Raw genomic sequence first — 17964 nt, 5'->3', positions numbered from 1 at the left:
GCGAGGTTTATACGCGATGGACGAACAGGTCCGCGTCGCTGCCCATGAGCGAGACGGTGCCTTCCTGCACGGCCCCCAGCCGCAGGGCGAGCTTCCTCGATGGCTCGTTGGCGGGCCGCACCAGGCTGATGATGCGTTCCTTGCGCAGCGTCTCGCGCGCCACCTTCAGCGCGGCCCGCGTGGCTTCCTGCGCGTAGCCTTGGCCCCAGTACGGCTTGTCGATCATGTAGGCAAGCTCGAAGCCCGGCCAGCCGTACGGGTCGAGGAACCCGGCATGGCCGATCAGGGCGCCGGTCTCCTTGAGTGTCACCGCCCAGAGGCCGTAACCGAGCAGCTCCCAGTGGCCCAGCACCGACGCGATTGCGCGCCAGGCGATGTCCGGCGTATAGGCGATGCCGGTGCCCATGTAGCGCATGACGTCCGGGTCGGAGGTGATGCGTGCGTAGTCGGCGTGGTCGGCGAGGGTGAACGGGCGCAGCACGAGCCGATCGGTCTCGAGCACGCGGGGTGCGAGGTACTTCGGGTCCATCCCCGGATCATCGCATCCCGAACACCTCGCAGATGCGGTCCTGCGCCCGCGGGCGCGGCTGGCGGTTGCAGCATTGCGGCAGCAGCGGGATGTTCTTGCGCACCAGCTCCGGCGTGTAGATGCGCGTGTCGGCACCCGCGCGCAGCAGTTCCTCGACGACGTCCACCTGCGGCTGCATGCGCTTCTCGGTCTCGGCGTCGGGCCCGCCCATCACGCAGCTGCCGACCGCCGCGCCGATGGCGGTGAGGCCATGCTCGTTGGGCTGGTTCGGCTTGGCACCGCGCGAGAGCAGGTACCGCAGCATCGGCAGGTCCTGCGTGCTCGCCGCGCCCATGAGCGGCGTGTAGCCGATGCCGACGTGGTCCAGGTCGGCCCCTTGCGCGATCTGCCATTCGATCATCGCCTCGCGCTGCGCCTGCGTGCGCACCGCGCGGGCGGTGCCGTCGAACGCCACGCACTGCAGCGTGCCCTTCGGGAAGGGCTTCACGTGCTCCGCGACGAAGCGCGCCTGCGGCGAAGCGGGGTCGACGGTGCACAGGGCGTTGCCGATCGCACGCCCACGCTGCGTCTCGTTGGCGAGCGACAGCAGGAAGAGAACGAGGTTGGCATTGGCGTCGCTTCCTGACGCGGTGTTGCAGTGCGTGCGGCACGCCGCGGTGATTTGCCGCTCCAGCCGCGCGCCCAGCCGCGCGCGGTCCGAGCGCTCCCACAGGTAGCGGGCGATGTCGGTGCGGCCGGCGTCCACGGCATCGTCGAAGGCGGTGCGCGGCTCACCCGGCAGCTGCGTGTTGGATTCGGCGTAGATGTTCGCGCCGCCCTCGGCGAGCAGCTTCACCATCTCCAGTTGGCCCATCCCGGCGGCCACCATCAGCGGCGTGATCCGCACCCGCCGCGCGTAGTTGCCCTCCAGGCCGCGGCTCTTTTCGTCGTAGGTGACGTCGAGGTTGCGCTTCTCCGCGATCCACTTGCGGACGGTGGCGGTGTCGCCATTGAGCACGGCGACGTGCAGCGGGCTCATGCTGTCGCCGCAGGCGGCGAGCAGGAGCAGGGCGAGGGCAAGCAGTCTTCGCACGGGGCGGATTCTAGGCGTGGTCCTTGAACGGCCTGACCGCGTGCGCCACGGTGCTGATGGGGATGTTGCTGAAGGTCCGCAGGGACAGGAGATCTTCGTCTCCAGTGACGATGAGGTCGACGGGACCCGCAGCAGCGCAAGCAAGGACGGCATAGTCATCGGCATCCCGGGATACCTGTCGTTCCAGCTTGCGAGCCGTGACGATTGTGGCAATGCGCCGATAGTTCGAAGTCATTTGAGCCGCTGACAACCCGGTAGCGGCAACGTACTTCGCCAGCTTGTCCTTCGCCAGCGTTGCCGCCAACTCGTCGAGAAGCGCTCTGCTCGTGACCAGTTCGATGGCGCTATCGGCAGCCAGCTCGATGACCCGTGCGGGCGTCCCGCGCCACAGGAACGCCGAGACGAGTACGTTGGTATCGACAACCCACCGCGGCGGGCGCGTCATTCAGCGGCGGAACTGCTCTTGGAGCGCCGTTCGCGGCGCACTGCGTTCACTTCGGCCTGGATGTCCTTCAGGGACAGGGGCCTTCCACCAGCGGCGCTGCCACGGCTCGCTCCAGCCAGCAAGGCCTGTGCTGCGCGGCGTTGCACGGCCTCCTTGAGCATCTCGCGCAGTGCCTTGGGCGTGAGCAAACCCGCCGCCTGCGCTTCGCGCGCCAGGCGGTCTGGCAGGTCGAGTTTCACTTGCACGGACGTCATTGAAATCCTCGGGAGAATTCAAGCTTGGCTCGATTGTCCCTCATTGCCGGGACGCAGGAAGTCGGACCTTCCAGCCGCCGCTGATCGGCATCAGCTTTCGTCCGACGCGGCGCAGCCCGCGGTGCGCGGACACTGCGGCGGCACAGAACACAGGGAGCCCCGCACCATGCCTTACCTCGCCCACATCGGCCCCATCGCCGCCATCGTGGCCGGCGTGCTCATCCTCGTGATGCCGCGCCTGCTCAACTACATCGTGGCGCTGTACCTGATCCTCGACGGCGCGACGCGCCTACTGAGGTAGCGGCTTCTTCGGCGCGCCCATGTGCTGCGCATACAGCTTCTGCATGCCACCCAGCCAGCGGTCGTAGTCCTGGCCCTTGTTGCGATGGTATTGCGCCACCTCCGGATGCGGCAGCACGAGGAAGCTCTCCTCGCGCATCACGCGCACGATGTCCTCGGCGACCTGCTCGGGCGTGAGCACGCCGTCCAGGCCCGCGGAGCCGGTGCCGTCCTTCGTCATGTCGGTGGCCACGGACTGCGGGCACAGGCACGACACGCGCACGCCGCGGCGGCCGTACGCGATGCGCAGCCACTCGGCGATCGCCACGGCCGCATGCTTGGTCACGCCGTAGGGCGCGGTCTCCACGATGTTCAGCAGGCCTGCCGCCGAAGCGGTGACGATGAAGTAGCCTTCGCCGCGCTCCACCATCTCGGGCATGACGGCGCGCGCCGCCCAGACGTGGGCCATGCCGTGCACCTCCCACATCTTCTGCCACAGCGCGTCTTCCAGCTCCACGCCGCCCATGCGGCCGAGGATGCCCGCGTTGGAGAAATATATGTCGACCTGCCCGAAGCGCTTGCGCGTCTCGGCGACGAGGTTCTGGATGTCGGCCTCGCGGCTCACGTCGCACTTCACGGCGATGGCGTTGGCGCCGATCGACTTCGCCACTTCCTGCGCCCGCTCGAGGTTGAGGTCCGCCACCGCGACGCCCTTGGCGCCTTCGGCCGCGAACCGACGAGCCGCCCCTGCGCCGATGCCGCTGGCGCCGCCGGTGACGATGGCCACTTTTCCACGGATTTCCATGTCGCTGCTCCTGTTCGGGGCAAGTATGGCGAAAGAGCCGCAGAGCCGAAGCCGCCGACGCGACACCCGTGCCGCCTCCGACACCGCCTGCCAGCGGCTGCCTACGGTCGAGGAGACGGCCGCAGGCGACCATTCATCCCAAGCAAGCAACCAAGATCGCCTGGAGAAAACTAGATGGCCAAGGAACAAGACGCCTGGAACCTCGACGCAGAGGACGCTTTCGCCGTGGAGACCTTCGTAGACCCGCGCGAGCAGGACCTGTACTGGGAAACGGCGCACGAGCGCGAGCAGTATTTCCGCCCCGAGCTCACCTACGAAGACTACGCGCCGGCGTACTGCGTCGGCTACATCGGCTATGCGCAATACCGCTGCCCGTTCGAGGACGCGGAGAAGTCGCTGCTGGCCAACTGGTGCCGCATCAAGGGCGACTCGCGCCTGACGCTGGACGAAGCCCGCACGGCCATTCGCGCGGCGTGGGACCGGGTCGCCGCGCGCGGTTGAGCGCGGCATAGGAGCAGGCGCCGGGAACAAGTCGCCGGGCGCCTACAAGCCCGAGCGTGCGCGCCGCGCCAGCATGGTGCCATGCCCCAAGCCTTCTCCGTCGACGACCTCTACCTCCACAAGCGCATCACCGAGCTCCACACCGTCCGCGGCAAGGAAGTCGCCGCTTGCACCGTGCGTTCGGTCGACCGCGAGAACGACAAGTACACCTCCTGTATCTGGGCCTTCCCCTTGGACGGCTCGCCGCCGCGCCAGCTGACCCAGGGCCCCGGCACCGACAACATGCCGCGCTGGTCGCCGGACGGCCAGCGCCTGGCATTCACGTCCGACCGCGGCGGCAGCGTGCAGCTCTACGTGCTGGACGAAGCCGGCGGCGAGGCGCGCCAGGTGGGCCAGCTCGATGGCGCGCCCGCTTCGCCCCGCTGGTCCCCCGATGGCCGCCACCTCTACTTCGGCAAGCCCTGCCACGTGGACCCGGACTGGCGCGGGCAGCGCGGGCAGAACCCGAAGCCGCGTGGCCCCAAGGCACCGGAAGTCGCGTGGAAGCTGCCGTACAAGAGCGACGGCCTGGGCTACATGCTCGCGCGCGAGATCCATCTCTTCTGCATGGACGCCGCCAGCGGCCAGGCAAAGCAGCTCACCGACGGCCCGTTCGACGTGCTCGCGTTCGACCCCTCACCCAACGGCAAGCACATCGCCTTCGTGCGCACTCGCGAGGGCCGCTTCTCCCATGCCACCGACCTGTGGGTCTGCGACGCGGGCGGCGGCAATGCGCGCCAGCTCACGCGCGAGTTCTCGATGGTCATGCAGCCGCTGTGGTCGCCGGACGGCCGCTGGATCCTGTTCTCGGGCTCCGAGGACGAGGGCGACGCCCTGAGCTACCTGTGGCTGCTGGAGTTCGCCACCGGCGAGGTCACGCAGCTGGGTGACGATTCGGCGCTGCTCTCGGCGCCTGACACGGCGCACTGGGCCGCGGACTCGCAGTCGCTCATCTTCGGTCGCGTGCACCGCGGCCGCCACGAGATCGCGAAGATCAGCGTGCCGGGCGGCGAGATCACGGTGCTGAACCGCGCCGACCGCCAGCTCGGCGCGCTCGGCCTCACCGGCACCCACTTCGCCTTCACGGGGGACACGCCCGTCGCGCCCAGCGAGCTGCATTGCTGCAAGGCCGACGGTAGCGGCGAGCGCCGAGTGAGCAACCTCAACCCGTGGTGGGACGACCGCCCGCGCCTGGAGATGAAGGCGCGCGAGTTCCAGGTACCCGACGGCAAGGGCGGCACCGAAACCATCCAGGGCTGGCTGCTGCACGAGGAGGGCGCGCAAGGCCCGATGCCGCTGCTCAACGGGGCTGGGCGATCGGGCACACCGACCTCTTCAAGGCGGCGGTCGTCATGGCACCGGTGAGCAACATCGAGACGCACTACGGCACGTCCGACGGCGGCTACTACGCGGACCCCCGCTCCATGGGCGGCAAGCAAGAGTTCGACCGCGAGCTGGCACGCAAGCTGTCACCCATGCAGTACGTCGAGCGCGCGAAGACCCCCACGCTCTACCTGCAAGGCAAGGAGGACGAGCGCTGCCCCAAGTGCCAGACCGAGGAGATGTTCGTGAGCATGATGCGCGCCGGCACGACGCCGACCGAGATGCTGCTGTACCCCGGCGAAGACCACCACTTCCTCGGGCAGGGCGCGCCGTCGGTGCGCGAGGACGCGGCGCGGCGCATCGTGGACTGGATCAACCGCCACTGCCGGCGGCCAGCCCCTGCTCCAGCCGCTCGAGGAAAGGCAGCTGAGAAGGCAGCAGCTTGAGGCGCGCCTCGCGCGCGCCGTACCACGCCAGCTTGTCGATCTCGGGAAAGCTTTTCATGCGGCCCGAGTGGGGCGGCCACTCCATCTCGAACTCGTTGCTGCGCAGCTGCGCGGGGTCGCAATCGCCCTCGAAAGCCCAGGCCTTCACGCGCTTGCCGCTGCGCTGGCGCACCTCGCCCAGCGAGATGAACGGGCCCTGCGCGGTGAAGCCGGTCTCCTCGGTGAACTCGCGCTGCGCGGCGGCGAGCGCTTCTTCCTGGTCGTCGTATTCGCCCTTGGGCAGCGCCCACGCGCCGTCGTCCTTCCTGGCCCAGAACGGGCCGCCCGGGTGCGCGAGCAGGACTTCGAGCGCGCCATCGCGCCGGCGGAACATCAACAGGCCTGCGCTCTGCCTCACTGGCCCCCGGGGGGTTGCCGCGGCTTGAGCAGCGGCAGCGTTTCGTCTTCGTAGTCGGCCTGCTGCTTGCGCTTGCGGATGAGCGCGAGCAGCGCCGTCTGGGCGCCCTCGCCGGAGCCGGCGGGCGGCTCGGTGGGGGCGGGCGTGGCGTCGCCGCCGGGGGTGGTGGTGCTCATTTGCTGACGTTCGCGGACGAGTCGTCTTCGCCGATCTGGCGGCGATGCTGCTTGGTCTGCGACTTCATGTGGGCGAGCGCGCTGGCCGCGCCTTCCCCCGAATGGCCGTTGTCGGAGCCGTCGCCCTGCGGCTGCTGCTGCTGCTGCGCGTGCTCCTTCTCGTGGTCGTTTCCGCTGCTCATTGCTTCTTCCCTGCAAGACTGAAAGTGCGTCCAGCGCACATGCAGTGATTGTGGTCGCCCGGGCGTACCTCTGCCATGCAGAGCCGCTGATGGCCGCGTAGGAAAAAACCTGTAACCGCGCACGGCGCGGAACCTACAGCGGCAGCCCCGCCGCGCGCTGGACCTCGATGCGGATCTCCTCGGTCAGGCGCGCCTTCAGCTCGGCGAACGGCGCCGTCGTCTTCATCGAGTAGTGGCGCGGGTGCGGCAGCGGCACCGGCAGGTCGCACTTGATGCGCCCGGGGCGCGCGGACATCACCACCACGCGGTTGCCCATGAAGATCGCTTCGTCGATGTCGTGCGTCACGAACAGCACCGTCTTGCGCTCCTGCTCCCAGATGCCGAGCAGCAGCTCCTGCATCAACTCGCGCGTCTGGTGGTCCAGCGCGCCGAAGGGCTCGTCCATCAGCAGGATGCGCGGGTTGTTGGCCAGCGCGCGGGCCAGCGCCGTGCGCTGCTGCATGCCGCCGGAGAGCTGCTTGGGGAAGTGGTTCTCGAAGCCCTTGAGGCCCACCTGCGCGATGAAGCGCTGCGCGATCTCGTCCTGCTGCGCCTGCGGCATGCCCTTTTCGCGCAGGCCGAAGCACACGTTCTGGCGCACCGTGAGCCACGGGAACAGCGTGTAGCTCTGGAAGACCATGCCGCGGTCGGCGCCCGGGCCCGCTACCCCGCGGCCATCCAGCTCGATGTGGCCGGTGGTGGGCGTGTCCAGGCCCGCCACCATGCGCAGCAGCGTGCTCTTGCCGCAGCCCGAAGGGCCGAGGATGGTGATGAAGTCGTTCTCCTGCACGGCGAGGTCGGTCGCCTGCAGGGCCACGGTGCCGCCGGGGAAAGTCTTGGAGACCCCCGCGACGGAGAGGATGTCCAGGAGGTCGCGCTTCATTTCAGTTGCGCCCACGGGAAGAGTTTCTGGTTGAGCGCCTTGAACGCGAAATCGGTGACGAGCCCGATCAGCCCGATGACGATGATCCCGAAGATGATCTGGTCGGTGGCCAGCAGTGCCTGGCTGTCCGTGATCATGTGGCCGATGCCGCTGGACGCGCCGATCAGCTCGGCGACGATCACGTAGGTCCAGGCCCAGCCCAGCACCATGCGCAGCGTCTCGGCGATCTCCGGCGCGCTGGAAGGCAGCAGCACGCGCGTGACGATGCCCTTGTCCTGCGCGCCGAGCGTGTACGCGGCTTCCACGAGGTCGCGCCGCGTGTTGCCCACGCTCACCGCGATCATCAGCACCAGCTGGAAGAACGAGCCGATGAAGATCACCGCCAGCTTCTGCGCCTCGCCGATACCCGCCCACAGGATCAGCAGCGGGATGAACGCGGAGGCGGGCAGGTAGCGCGCGAAGCTCACGAAGGGCTCGAAGAACGCCTCGACCGACTTGTACGCGCCCATCAGCACGCCCAGCGGCACGGCGATGGCGGCGGCGATGAGGAAGCCGCCGACCACGCGCCACACCGTCATGCCGATGTCCTTGGCGAAGCCCTGGTTGGCGAGCAGGTCCCAGCCGGAGCGCACCATCGTCAGCGGGTCGGCGAGGAAGGTCTTCGAGACGAACCCGCCGAGCGTGGCGGCCGCCCAGGCCAGCACGAACACGGCGAAGAAGGCCACGCCGAGCGCGGTGCGCGCGGCGGGGGTGACGGGCTGCAGGGGCTTCACTTGAGGAATCGGGTGTCGGCCAGCTTCGACATGTCGGGCAACTGCTTGATGATCCCGATCTCCATCAGCAGGTCCGCGGCTTCCTTGCTGAACTGCGCGTGCTCACCCGCGAAGAACTTCTGGTTGGCCTCGCGGTCCTGCCAGCGCAGGTATTTCTGGCTGGCTTCGAAGGCTTCGGCCGTCTGCTTGACGTCGGCGCCCATGATCTCGAAGCTCTTCTTCGGCTCCTTCTTGATCATGTCGACCGCGTCGAAGTACGCGTCAGCCAGCGCCTTCGCCGCCTTGGGGTTCTCGGACAGGAACTTGGGCGTGCAGCCGAAGGTGTCCATCACCATCGGGTAGTCCAGCGTGGTGGCGATGATCTTGCCGGCCTCGGGCTTGGCGCGCACGGCCGAGAGGTAGGGCTCGTACGTCATCGCGGCGTCGATGTCGTTGTTGCCGGCGATCATGGCGTTGGCGGCGGGCTGCGGGCCCATGTTGACCACCTTCACGTCCTTCACCGACAGGCCGTTCTTCTTGAGGATCCAGGCCAGGCCGAAGTAGCCGGCGGTGCCGGGCGCATCGGCGGCGACCGTCTTGCCCTTGAGGTCGGTGATCTTCGCCACCGAGGGCTTCACCACCATGCCGTCCGCGCCGAAGCTCTTGTCCAGCTGGAAGATCTGCGTGGTGGCGACGCCGTTGGCGTTCCACACCACCCAGGTTTCCACCGTGGTGGCGGCGCACTGGATGTCGCCCGAGGCGATGGCCAGGTGGCGGTCCTTCTGCGGGATCTTCTTGATCGTCACGTCGAGGCCGTGCTTCTTGAAGATGCCGGCTTCCTTGGCCAGCGTGAGCGGCGCGAAGCCGGTCCAGCCGGAGATGCCGATGGCGACCTTGGTTTCCTGCGCCTGCGCACCCGCGGCGGCGGATGCGATCAAGGCCAGTGCGAACAGCTTCCTCATGGGGTTCTCCTGTGTGGGTGTCTCAATCTATGCAGTTGTCATGCCAGCCGCAAGGCGTGCAATTCCGGAATGACGGCTTCCGTCGCATGGCCGATGTCGCCGGCCGCCACCAGGTGGTGCACGGCCTCGATGTCGCGCGCGAGGCTGCGGTCGCTGTTCATCGCGGGCGAAACGCTGCGCACGAGGCGCATCACACCTTCGAGCGCGGGGGAGCTGGTGAGCGGCCGCAGGAACTCGATGCCCTGCGCCGCGGCGAGCAGCTCGATGGCGACGATGTGCGCGGTGTTCTGCAGCATGGCCTGAAGGCGGCGTGCCGCGAACGTGGCCATGCTCACGTGGTCTTCCTGGTTGGCGGAGGTCGGCAGGCTATCGACACTGGCAGGGTGGGCGAGCGACTTGTTCTCCGAGGCGAGGGCCGCGGCCGTGACATGCACGATCATGAAGCCGGAGTTCAGGCCGGGGTCGGACGTGAGGAACGGCGGCAGGCGCGAGATCACGCTGTCGATCAGCATCGCGACGCGGCGCTCGGAGATCGCGCCGATTTCGGCGATCGCGACGGCGAGCGCGTCGGCGGCCAGCGCCACCGGCTCTGCGTGGAAGTTGCCGCCGGACAGCATGTCGCCCTCCTTGGCGAACACCAGCGGGTTGTCGGTCACGGCGTTGGCTTCGCGCACCAGCACCTGCGCCGCGTAGCGCATCTGGTCGAGGCAGGCGCCCATCACCTGCGGCTGGCAGCGCAGGCAGTAGGGGTCCTGCACGCGGTCGTCGTTCTCCAGGTGCGAGCGGCGGATCTCGCTGCCCACCATGATGGCGCGGTAGGCCGCGGCGCAGTCGATCTGCCCGAGCTGGCCCCGCACGGCGTGGATGCGCGGGTCGAAGGGCGCGTCGCTGCCCTTGGCGGCGTCGAGCGTCAGGCTGCCGGCGATCACGGCGGATTCGAAGAGGCGGTCGGCCGCGAGCAGGGCGTCGATGGCGAGCGCGGTGGAGACCTGCGTGCCGTTGATGAGGGCGAGGCCTTCCTTCGCGCCGAGCTGCAGCGGCCGCAGGCCCGCGCGTTCGAGCGCGTGCGAGGCCGGCATGCGCTGGCCCTGGTAGCAGGCTTCGCCTTCACCGATCAGGGGCAGCGACAGGTGGGCCAGCGGAGCAAGGTCGCCCGATGCGCCCACCGAACCCTGGCAAGGGATGACGGGGATCACGCCCTTGTTGTGAAGCGCGAGCAGGCCGTCGACCACCTCCTCGCGCACGCCGGAGTAGCCGCGCGCGAGGCTTGCAGCCTTGAGCAGCAGGATGAGCCGCACCACGCGCTCGGGCAGCGGCTCGCCCACCCCGACGGCATGCGAGCGCAGCAGCTTGAGCTGCAGCAGCGCGAGGTCCGCTTTCGCGATGCGCTGGGTGGCGAGCTTGCCGAAGCCGGTGTTGACGCCGTATATCGGCGCGTCGCCGTCGGCGCTGCGCTGCACGAGGGCGGCGCTGGCGCGGACGGCCGCGCGGCAAGAGGGATCGAGGGCGACTTCCAAGGCTTCCGGCGCGCACAGCTTGCGCAGCGCGCCGATGGTGATCTCCCCGGGGACGAGCCTGAACGCCATCAGCCGACCATCGGCAGTTTCAGTTGATGTTCGCGGGCGCACTCCACGGCGATGTCGTAGCCCGCGTCGGCATGTCGCATCACACCCGTCGCCGGGTCGTTCCACAACACGCGCTCGATCTTCTCGGCGGCCGCCTTCGAGCCATCGCACACCATGACGACGCCCGCATGCTGCGAGTAGCCCATGCCGACGCCGCCGCCATGGTGGAAGCTGACCCAGGTCGCGCCGCTCGCGGTGTTGAGCAGCGCGTTGAGCAGCGGCCAGTCGCTGACGGCGTCGCTGCCGTCCTTCATCGCTTCGGTCTCGCGGTTAGGGGAAGCGACAGAGCCGCTGTCGAGGTGGTCGCGCCCGATCACGATCGGCGCCTTCAGCTCGCCCCTGGCCACCATCTCGTTGAACGCGAGCCCCGCGATGTGCCGCTCGCCCAGCCCGATCCAGCAGATGCGCGCGGGCAGGCCCTGGAAGCTGATGCGCTCGCCGGCCATGTCGAGCCAGCGGTGCAGGTGCTTGTTGTGCGGGAACAGCTCCTTCATCTTCGCATCGGTCTTGCGGATGTCCTCCGGGTCGCCGGACAGCGCCACCCAGCGGAACGGCCCCACGCCGCGGCAGAAGAGCGGCCGGATGTACGCCGGCACGAAGCCGGGGTAGTCGAACGCGTTCGCCACGCCGAAGTCCTGCGCGACCTGGCGCAAGTTGTTGCCGTAGTCGACGGTGGGGACGCCCATCGCGTGGAACTCCAGCATCGCGCGCACGTGCGCCGCGCACGATTCGCCGGCGGCCTGCTTCAGGCGGGCGTGCTGCGAGGGGTCCTTCTGCGCGGCCTGCCATTGCTCCACGTTCCACCCGATGGGCAGGTAGCCGTTGATGATGTCGTGCGCCGAGGTCTGGTCGGTCACGATGTCCGGCTTCGGCCCGCCCGCCTTGGCGCGGCGCACCAGCTCCGGCACGATCTCCGCCGCGTTGCCGCACAGGCCGATGGAGATGGCCTCCTTGCGCGACGTGTGGTGCTGGATGAGCGCCAGCGCTTCGTCGAGGTCCTTCGCCTGCTTGTCGAGGTATTTCGTGCGCAGGCGGAAGTCGATGCGCGACTGCTGGCACTCGATGTTGAGCGAGCACGCACCCGCGAACGACGCGGCCAGCGGCTGCGCGCCGCCCATGCCGCCCAGCCCGGCCGTGAGCACCCAGCGGCCGGCGAGGTCGCCGTTGTAGTGCTGGCGGCCCGCCTCGGCGAACGTCTCGTAGGTACCCTGCACGATGCCCTGCGTGCCGATGTAGATCCAGCTGCCGGCCGTCATCTGGCCGTACATCATCAGGCCGCGCTGGTCGAGCTCGTTGAAGTGCTCCCACGTCGCCCACTTGGGCACGAGGTTCGAGTTGGCGATGAGCACGCGCGGCGCGCCCGGATGCGTGCGGAACACGCCGACCGGCTTGCCGGACTGGATGAGCAGCGACTCGTCGGGCTGCAGCTTGCGCAGCGTGGCGAGAATCGCGTCGAACGCGGGCCAGTTGCGCGCCGCCTTGCCGATGCCGCCATAGACGACGAGCGCATCGGGGTTCTCGGCCACGGCCGGGTCCAGGTTGTTCTGGATCATGCGGTAGGCCGCTTCGATCTCCCAGTTGGCGCAGCTCAGCTGCGTGCCTTGCGGGGCGTGCACCGGGCGCGGGCCGCAGAGGCGGGGTGTTTGTGAAAGGTCGGACACGGGGGCTGCTCCTTCGAATTCCGTGGCATCGTAGTTGTCTATACAACTTGTGTCAACCCGGGTTAATATCGCGTCCATGACAGACGGTTTGCCAGCTTACGAGCAGGTGAAGGAATGGATCCGGCAGCACATCGCCAGCGGCGAGTGGAAGCCGGGCATGGTGGTGCCCAGCGAGTCGGCGCTGATGGAGCGCTTCGGCGTGAGCCGGATGACCGCCAACCGGTCGCTGCGCGAGCTGGCGAACGAGGGGCTCGTCACCCGCGTGCAGGGCTCGGGCACGCGCGTGGCCGAGCTGCACCGCATCTCGTCCAAGCTCGTCATCCGCGACATCCACGAGGAGGTGGCCGAGCGCGGCCACGTGCACACCACGCGCGTGCTGAAGGTCGCGCAGGAGCAGGCCAGTGCCGAGCTCGCGGCGTCGCTGGGTGTGCGCAAGGGCGCGCGCGTCTTCCACACGGTGCTCGTGCACCTGGAGAACTCGGTGCCGATCCAGTACGAGGACCGCTACGTGAACCCCGCTGCGGCGCCGGACTACCTGGACAGCGATTTCACCCAGGTGTCGCCGACGCTGCACCTGCTGCAGCATGCGCCGCTCACCGAGGCCAGCTACTCCATCGAGGCTTGCCTGCCGACCGCGGAAGAGGCGAAGCAGCTGGAGATCGCGAAGACCGATCCGTGCCTCGTGATGATGCGGCGCACCGTCAGCGGCGCGAACGTGGCGAGCATCGCGCGCCTGGTTTATCCCGGTTCGCGCTACAGCTTCGCGGGGCAGTTCCAGGCATGAACGCTTATCGTGTGCACCTCAAGGACGTTGCGCCGGTGCCCTGGCGCAATGGCGGCGGCACGACGCGCGAGCTGCTGGCCTGGCCGGATGCGTCGGACTGGCAATTGCGCATCTCGGTCGCCGACGTGGCGCAGGACGGACCGTTCTCGAAGTTCGACGGCATCGAGCGCTGGTTCGCCGTGCTCGAAGGCGAGGGCGTGCGGCTGGACATCGACGGCGTGGCGCATGAAGTGCGCCGGGGCTCGCCGCCGCTGCGCTTCGACGGTGGTGCGCGGGTGCATGCGACGCTGCTGGGCGGCCCCACGCTCGACTTCAACCTGATGGCGCGGCCCGGTGTGGCCACGCTCGAGCGCGTGGACGAGGGCTTCCTGCGCGTGCGCTCGCAGCACGTGGTGGCGCACTACGACCTCGCCGCCCATGCGCTGATCTGGCAGGTGTCGGAGGCGTGGCGATGAGCCGTGAACTCTGGGTGAACTGCAGGGCGGCGACGATGGTGCCGGGTGAGGCGCCGTACGGCCTGGTGGACGACGCGGCCATCGTGGTGGAGGGTTCGCGCATCGCGTGGGTCGGCCCGCGTGCTTCGGTGCCGGTGGCGTGCGACACGGTGCATGACGCACAGGGCGCCCTCATCACACCGGGGCTCATCGACTGCCACACACACCTCGTTTACGGGGGCGATCGCGCGCACGAATTCGAGCTGCGCCTCAACGGCGCGACGTACGAGGAGATCGCGCGAGCGGGCGGAGGCATCGCGTCAACGGTGGCTGCGACACGCGCTGCCGACGAAGCCACTTTGCTGGATGCCTCGCTGGGCCGGTTGCGCGACCTCGTTGCCGAAGGCGTCACCACCATCGAAGTGAAATCCGGCTACGGCCTCGCGCTGGAGCACGAACGCAAGTGCCTGCGCGTGGCGCGGTCGCTCGCGCAGCACGCGCCCGTGGACGTGCGCACCACATTCCTGGGCGCGCACGCGCTGCCCCCGGAGTTCGCCGGCCGCGCGGACGACTACATCGACGAAGTGCTGCGCATGTTGCCGCTGCTTCAGCAGGACGGCCTCGTCGACGCGGTGGACGCTTTCTGCGAGCGCATCGCCTTCAGCACGGCCCAGACCGAGCGCGTCTTCGAAGCGGCTCGCGCCGCCGGGCTGCCCGTGAAGCTGCACGCCGAACAACTGAGCGACAGCGGCGGTGCCGCGCTGGCCGCGCGCTTCGGCGCGCTCAGCTGCGACCACCTCGAGTGGCTCGGCGAAGAGGGCGCGCAGGCCATGGCACGCGCGGGTTCGGTCGCCGTGCTTCTGCCCGGCGCGTTCTACTTCCTGCGCGAGACGCGCCTGCCGCCCATCGAGCTGCTGCGCCGCCACGGTGTGCCGCTGGCCGTCTCGACGGACTGCAACCCCGGCAGCTCGCCGTGCACGTCCCTGCTGCTGATGCTCAACATGGCCTGCACGCTGTTCCGCCTGACGCCCGAGGAGGCGCTGGCCGGTGCGACGCGCAACGCCGCGCGTGCGCTCGGCCTGCAGGACCGCGGCGTGCTCGCACCCGGCATGCGCGCCGACTTCGTGCTGTGGGACGTGCAGCGCCCCGCGCAACTCGCCTATGCCATCGGCGCCAACCCGCGCCGCCAGACCGTATTCGCAGGACAACCGACATGAGCTTCATGCTGCTCGAAGGCACCTCGCCGCTGCTCCTGAGCATCCCCCACATGGGCACCGCCATCCCCGACGAGCTGCACGCGCACTACACGCCGCGCGCGCTCGACGTCGAGGACACCGACTGGCATCTCGACCGCCTCTACGACTTCGCCGGTGCGCTCGGCGCGAGCGTGCTGCGGCCGGGCGTGTCGCGCTACGTGATCGACCTGAACCGCCCGCCGGACGACACGCCGATGTACCCCGGCGCTTCCAACACCGAGCTTTGTCCCACGCGCTTCTTCACGGGCGATCCGCTCTACGTGCAGGAGGTGCTGACCCCCGAGGAGAAGCAGCGCCGCCGCGCGAAATACTGGCAGCCGTACCACGATGCGCTGATGGGCGAGCTCGCGCGCATCAAGGCGCAGCACGGCTTCGCGCTGCTGTGGGACGCGCACAGCATCCGCTCGGAAATCCCGTGGCTGTTCGAGGGCGTGCTGCCGGACCTGAACATCGGCACCGCCGGTGGCACGAGCGCGCATCCGTCGATCACCGAAGCCGTGGCGAACGTGGCCCGCAGTGCGACGGGCGTGACGCATGCCGTGAACGGCCGCTTCAAGGGCGGCTACATCACGCGCAACTACGGGCGGCCCTCGGACCAAGTGCACGCGGTGCAGCTGGAGATGACGCAGAAGACGTACATGCGCGAGGAGGCGCCTTACGACTACATGGAGTCGCGCGCCAAGGCAATCCAGCCGGTCGTGCGGGGGATGGTCGAAGCCGCGCTCACGGCCTGCAAGGCGCTCTATGGGCGGTGAGCGCCGCTACCTCGCGCCTGCTGCGTGGGTGAATGGCGCGTGGGCGAAGGACGTCCTGCTCGAAGTGGGCGCGGATGGGCGCTGGGCGCGCATCGAACCGGGAGCGCCGTCCAGCGAAGCTGAACGCGTGCCCGGCCCCATCCTCCCTGGTCTCGTGAACGCCCACAGCCACGCCTTCCAGCGTGCGATCGCGGGCCTCACCGAACGCAGCAGCGGCACCGCCGACAACTTCTGGCACTGGCGCGACCGCATGTATGCGGCGGCCCTGCGCATCTCGCCGCAGCAGGTGGAGGCGATCGCGGCGTACCTCTACGCAGAGCTGCTCCGTGCCGGCTACACGCACGTGTGCGAGTTCCACTACCTGCACAACGACCTCGATGGCAAGCCGTATGCGGATGCAGCCGAGATGTCGCACGCGCTCGTGCGCGCGGCGCAGCGCGTGGGTATCGGCATCACCGTGCTGCCGACGCTCTACATGCGCTCCGGTTTCGCTGCGAAGGGGCTGCGCGACGACCAGCGCCGCTTCGCGTCGACGCCGGAATCGGTTCTGCGCATCGGCGAAGCCGTGCGTCGTGCGTCCAACGACGCGGACCGCGTGACCGCCGGCGTCGCGCTGCACTCGCTGCGCGCCGTGGACGAGGCCGCGGTCGGCGATGTCGCGCGCGCAGCGGCCGGCCCGGTGCACATCCACATCGCCGAACAGCAACAGGAAGTGGCCGATTGCCTGGAGCGGCACGGCCAGCGCCCCGTCGAATGGCTGCTCGCGCACGCTACGCCCGATGCGCGCTGGAACCTCGTGCATGCGACGCAAACGACGCGCGACGAACTTGCCGCATTGCGAAGTACCGGCGCGTCGATCGTGCTGTGCCCCAGCACCGAAGGGAACCTCGGCGACGGCGTGTTCGACCTGCCGGCCTGGATGGGCGCCAGCGGCCGCTGGTCCATCGGCTCCGACAGCCATGTCACGCGCAGCTGGCAGGAGGAGTTGCGGTTGCTCGAATACTCGCAGCGCTTCGTGCTGCGACAGCGGAACGTGGCGGCGCATGCGGCGGTGGCGACGAGCACGGCGGCTGCGTTGTTCGATGGTGCGGTCGAGGGTGGCACGGCCGCCGCGGGTGTTCCATTGGCGGGTTTGGCGGTGGGCCAGCGTGCGGATTTCGTGGTCGTGGATACCGAGTCGCCGGCGCTTGTGGGATTGCCGGAGGATCACCTGCTCGATGCGATCGTGTTCTCGAGCCCGGACGCGCGCTTTTCGCGGGTTTACGTTGCCGGCGAAGAGGTGAAGCAGCCCGAATTGCGCGAAGCGTTCGGCGAGGCCATGCAGGCCCTGTGGGCCTAGGATTCGACGGGGAAACCCGCCTCCCGCCACGCCTTCATCCCGCCATCCAGCGCCACCGCGCGCTGGAAGCCCATCTGACGCAACGTCGCCGCGGCCAGCGTCGAGATGCGCCCCAGCTCGCACACCGTCACGATCCGCTTCGTCGGGTCCGGCAACTCCTGGTTCACACGCAATTCCAGCTGCCCGCGCGGCAGCAACTGCGCACCCGCGATGTGCCCCTCGGCGTACTGCTCCCGCTCACGGACATCGAGCACCACGAGGTCCTTTTCTCCGGCTTCGACGCGAGTCCGAAGCTGCCCCATCGAAATGAACGGCACCAGCGCCGCCGCTTCGGCCAGCATCTGCGCCACCGTCTTGCCGCCCGAGAGATTGGTGCGCAGCGCCTCGGTGATGTGCGTGGGCATGCCCAGGTTGAGGTTGTTCATCATGTCGATGAACGCCGCGCGCTCGGTCTTCGCCAGGCGCGGGTTGCTCGCGATCTCGTCGCCGATGGTCGAGTGCGTGCGGCCCTTGTAGTCGTGAGCCGGATACACCAGCAGCTTCGGGTCCAGCTTCAGCAGCTTGCCGAACAGGCTGTCGTACAGCTGGCCCGAGTCGCCCGTCGGCAGGTCCGTGCGCCCGGTGCCGCCGATCAGAAGCGTGTCGCCGGTGAACACGCGGTCCTCGGCCACGAGGCACATCGAATCCTTCGTGTGCCCCGGCGTGGCGAGCACTTGCAGGCGCAGCTTGCCCACCACCACCATGTCGCCGTCGTCCACGCGCATGTCCACGTCGCGAGCACCGGTGGAACGGTGCATCACCACGCGCGCGTCGGTGCGCTCGGCAATCAGGCGCGTGGCGGAGAAATGGTCCGCATGCGTGTGCGTGTCGATCACGTAGCGGATGCGCAGGCCGTCACGCGCCGCGAGGGCCAGGTAGCGGTCCACCTGGCTCGTCTCGGGGTCGATGACGGCCGCGGCGCAGGTCTCGCCGCAGCCCACCAGGTAGGACTGGCAGCCTCCGGTCGAAACCTGCTCGAAGATCACT

The 17964-nt window shown here is 68.9% G+C and carries 23 protein-coding genes; 9 read left to right on the top strand and 14 right to left on the bottom strand.

Annotated elements, in window-relative coordinates:
* Positions 1–7: 7 nt before the first annotated feature.
* Genes H8R02_RS16830 through H8R02_RS16815 form a run of 4 tightly spaced genes read right to left on the bottom strand, consistent with a single transcriptional unit; the run spans position 8 to position 2285 of the window.
* Positions 8–529 carry a GNAT family N-acetyltransferase gene (locus tag H8R02_RS16830; protein ID WP_187082615.1) on the bottom strand — a complete coding sequence of 174 codons (522 nt, stop codon included), beginning with the start codon at positions 527–529 and terminating at the stop codon, positions 8–10.
* A gap of 7 nt (positions 530–536) precedes the next feature.
* Positions 537–1601, bottom strand: coding sequence for an ankyrin repeat domain-containing protein (locus H8R02_RS16825; protein WP_187082614.1), 1065 nt, complete (start codon positions 1599–1601; stop codon positions 537–539).
* A gap of 10 nt (positions 1602–1611) precedes the next feature.
* On the bottom strand, positions 1612–2046 hold the full coding sequence (locus tag H8R02_RS16820; RefSeq protein WP_187082613.1) for a putative toxin-antitoxin system toxin component, PIN family: 435 nt from the start codon (positions 2044–2046) through the stop codon (positions 1612–1614).
* On the bottom strand, positions 2043–2285 hold the full coding sequence (locus H8R02_RS16815) for a hypothetical protein (protein WP_187082612.1): 243 nt from the start codon (positions 2283–2285) through the stop codon (positions 2043–2045). Before H8R02_RS16815 ends, H8R02_RS16820 begins: the two co-directional genes overlap by 4 nt.
* Positions 2286–2466: 181 nt before the next feature.
* Here H8R02_RS16815 and H8R02_RS16810 point away from each other — a divergent pair, with 181 nt between their 5' ends.
* Complete coding sequence (locus H8R02_RS16810; RefSeq protein WP_187082611.1) at positions 2467–2601, top strand: DUF3096 domain-containing protein; 135 nt, start codon at positions 2467–2469, stop codon at positions 2599–2601.
* Here H8R02_RS16810 and H8R02_RS16805 read toward each other — a convergent pair.
* A complete protein-coding gene (locus tag H8R02_RS16805) occupies positions 2590–3384 on the bottom strand; it encodes an SDR family oxidoreductase (RefSeq protein ID WP_187082610.1) in 795 nt (264 codons plus the stop codon). The genes H8R02_RS16810 and H8R02_RS16805 overlap by 12 nt on opposite strands.
* A gap of 174 nt (positions 3385–3558) precedes the next feature.
* On the opposite strand from H8R02_RS16805, the gene H8R02_RS16800 reads away from it, so the two are divergent.
* The 3 genes from H8R02_RS16800 to H8R02_RS16790 all read left to right on the top strand — a co-directional run bounded on the left by H8R02_RS16800 (position 3559) and on the right by H8R02_RS16790 (position 5693).
* The gene (locus H8R02_RS16800) at positions 3559–3885 is read left to right on the top strand and encodes a hypothetical protein (RefSeq protein WP_187082609.1); all 327 of its coding nucleotides are present in this window, start codon (positions 3559–3561) and stop codon (positions 3883–3885) included.
* 81 nt (positions 3886–3966) lie between these two features.
* The gene (locus H8R02_RS30470) at positions 3967–5289 is read left to right on the top strand and encodes a TolB family protein (protein ID WP_187082608.1); all 1323 of its coding nucleotides are present in this window, start codon (positions 3967–3969) and stop codon (positions 5287–5289) included.
* Positions 5277–5693 (top strand): alpha/beta hydrolase family protein, encoded by a 417-nt coding sequence (locus H8R02_RS16790; protein WP_187082925.1) that lies wholly within the window; start codon positions 5277–5279, stop codon positions 5691–5693. The genes H8R02_RS30470 and H8R02_RS16790 overlap by 13 nt, the downstream gene beginning before the upstream one ends.
* Here the strand turns inward: H8R02_RS16790 and H8R02_RS16785 are convergent.
* From H8R02_RS16785 to hutU, 8 genes are all read right to left on the bottom strand, one after another.
* Positions 5620–6066 (bottom strand): NUDIX hydrolase, encoded by a 447-nt coding sequence (locus H8R02_RS16785; protein ID WP_222622521.1) that lies wholly within the window; start codon positions 6064–6066, stop codon positions 5620–5622. The genes H8R02_RS16790 and H8R02_RS16785 overlap by 74 nt on opposite strands.
* A gap of 20 nt (positions 6067–6086) precedes the next feature.
* A complete protein-coding gene (locus tag H8R02_RS16780) occupies positions 6087–6266 on the bottom strand; it encodes a hypothetical protein (RefSeq protein WP_187082606.1) in 180 nt (59 codons plus the stop codon).
* Complete coding sequence (locus H8R02_RS16775; protein ID WP_187082605.1) at positions 6263–6448, bottom strand: hypothetical protein; 186 nt, start codon at positions 6446–6448, stop codon at positions 6263–6265. Before H8R02_RS16775 ends, H8R02_RS16780 begins: the two co-directional genes overlap by 4 nt.
* 133 nt (positions 6449–6581) lie before the next feature.
* Positions 6582–7370 (bottom strand): ABC transporter ATP-binding protein, encoded by a 789-nt coding sequence (locus tag H8R02_RS16770; RefSeq protein WP_435531278.1) that lies wholly within the window; start codon positions 7368–7370, stop codon positions 6582–6584.
* Positions 7367–8143 carry an ABC transporter permease gene (locus tag H8R02_RS16765; protein ID WP_187082604.1) on the bottom strand — a complete coding sequence of 259 codons (777 nt, stop codon included), beginning with the start codon at positions 8141–8143 and terminating at the stop codon, positions 7367–7369. The genes H8R02_RS16770 and H8R02_RS16765 overlap by 4 nt, the downstream gene beginning before the upstream one ends.
* Complete coding sequence (locus H8R02_RS16760; protein ID WP_187082603.1) at positions 8140–9084, bottom strand: ABC transporter substrate-binding protein; 945 nt, start codon at positions 9082–9084, stop codon at positions 8140–8142. Before H8R02_RS16760 ends, H8R02_RS16765 begins: the two co-directional genes overlap by 4 nt.
* Positions 9085–9122: 38 nt before the next feature.
* Positions 9123–10670 carry a histidine ammonia-lyase gene (hutH, locus tag H8R02_RS16755; protein ID WP_187082602.1) on the bottom strand — a complete coding sequence of 516 codons (1548 nt, stop codon included), beginning with the start codon at positions 10668–10670 and terminating at the stop codon, positions 9123–9125.
* Positions 10670–12370 (bottom strand): urocanate hydratase, encoded by a 1701-nt coding sequence (gene hutU / locus H8R02_RS16750; protein WP_354004935.1) that lies wholly within the window; start codon positions 12368–12370, stop codon positions 10670–10672. Before hutU ends, hutH begins: the two co-directional genes overlap by 1 nt.
* Positions 12371–12446: 76 nt before the next feature.
* Here hutU and hutC point away from each other — a divergent pair, with 76 nt between their 5' ends.
* From hutC to H8R02_RS16725, 5 genes are read left to right on the top strand one after another with little or no spacing between them, the layout of a single operon-like run.
* Positions 12447–13154: a histidine utilization transcriptional repressor HutC gene (gene hutC, locus H8R02_RS16745; RefSeq protein WP_187082600.1), complete on the top strand. Its 708-nt coding sequence runs from the start codon at positions 12447–12449 to the stop codon at positions 13152–13154.
* On the top strand, positions 13151–13609 hold the full coding sequence (locus tag H8R02_RS16740) for a HutD/Ves family protein (RefSeq protein WP_187082599.1): 459 nt from the start codon (positions 13151–13153) through the stop codon (positions 13607–13609). The genes hutC and H8R02_RS16740 overlap by 4 nt, the downstream gene beginning before the upstream one ends.
* Complete coding sequence (hutI, locus tag H8R02_RS16735; protein ID WP_187082598.1) at positions 13606–14805, top strand: imidazolonepropionase; 1200 nt, start codon at positions 13606–13608, stop codon at positions 14803–14805. The genes H8R02_RS16740 and hutI overlap by 4 nt, the downstream gene beginning before the upstream one ends.
* Complete coding sequence (hutG, locus tag H8R02_RS16730; protein ID WP_187082597.1) at positions 14802–15599, top strand: N-formylglutamate deformylase; 798 nt, start codon at positions 14802–14804, stop codon at positions 15597–15599. The genes hutI and hutG overlap by 4 nt, the downstream gene beginning before the upstream one ends.
* Complete coding sequence (locus H8R02_RS16725) at positions 15589–16938, top strand: formimidoylglutamate deiminase (RefSeq protein ID WP_187082596.1); 1350 nt, start codon at positions 15589–15591, stop codon at positions 16936–16938. The genes hutG and H8R02_RS16725 overlap by 11 nt, the downstream gene beginning before the upstream one ends.
* On the opposite strand, the gene H8R02_RS30825 is transcribed toward H8R02_RS16725, so the two are convergent.
* Positions 16935–17963 (bottom strand): MBL fold metallo-hydrolase, encoded by a 1029-nt coding sequence (locus H8R02_RS30825; RefSeq protein ID WP_187082595.1) that lies wholly within the window; start codon positions 17961–17963, stop codon positions 16935–16937. The two genes, H8R02_RS16725 and H8R02_RS30825, sit on opposite strands and share 4 nt — an antisense overlap.
* Between the last annotated feature and the right edge of the window lies 1 nt (position 17964).

Source organism: Ramlibacter albus, from assembly GCF_014297445.1.
GTDB lineage: Bacteria > Pseudomonadota > Gammaproteobacteria > Burkholderiales > Burkholderiaceae_C > Ramlibacter > Ramlibacter albus.
Note: the sequence above shows the minus strand (reverse complement) of the source record. Positions and strands in the feature narration are given on the sequence as shown.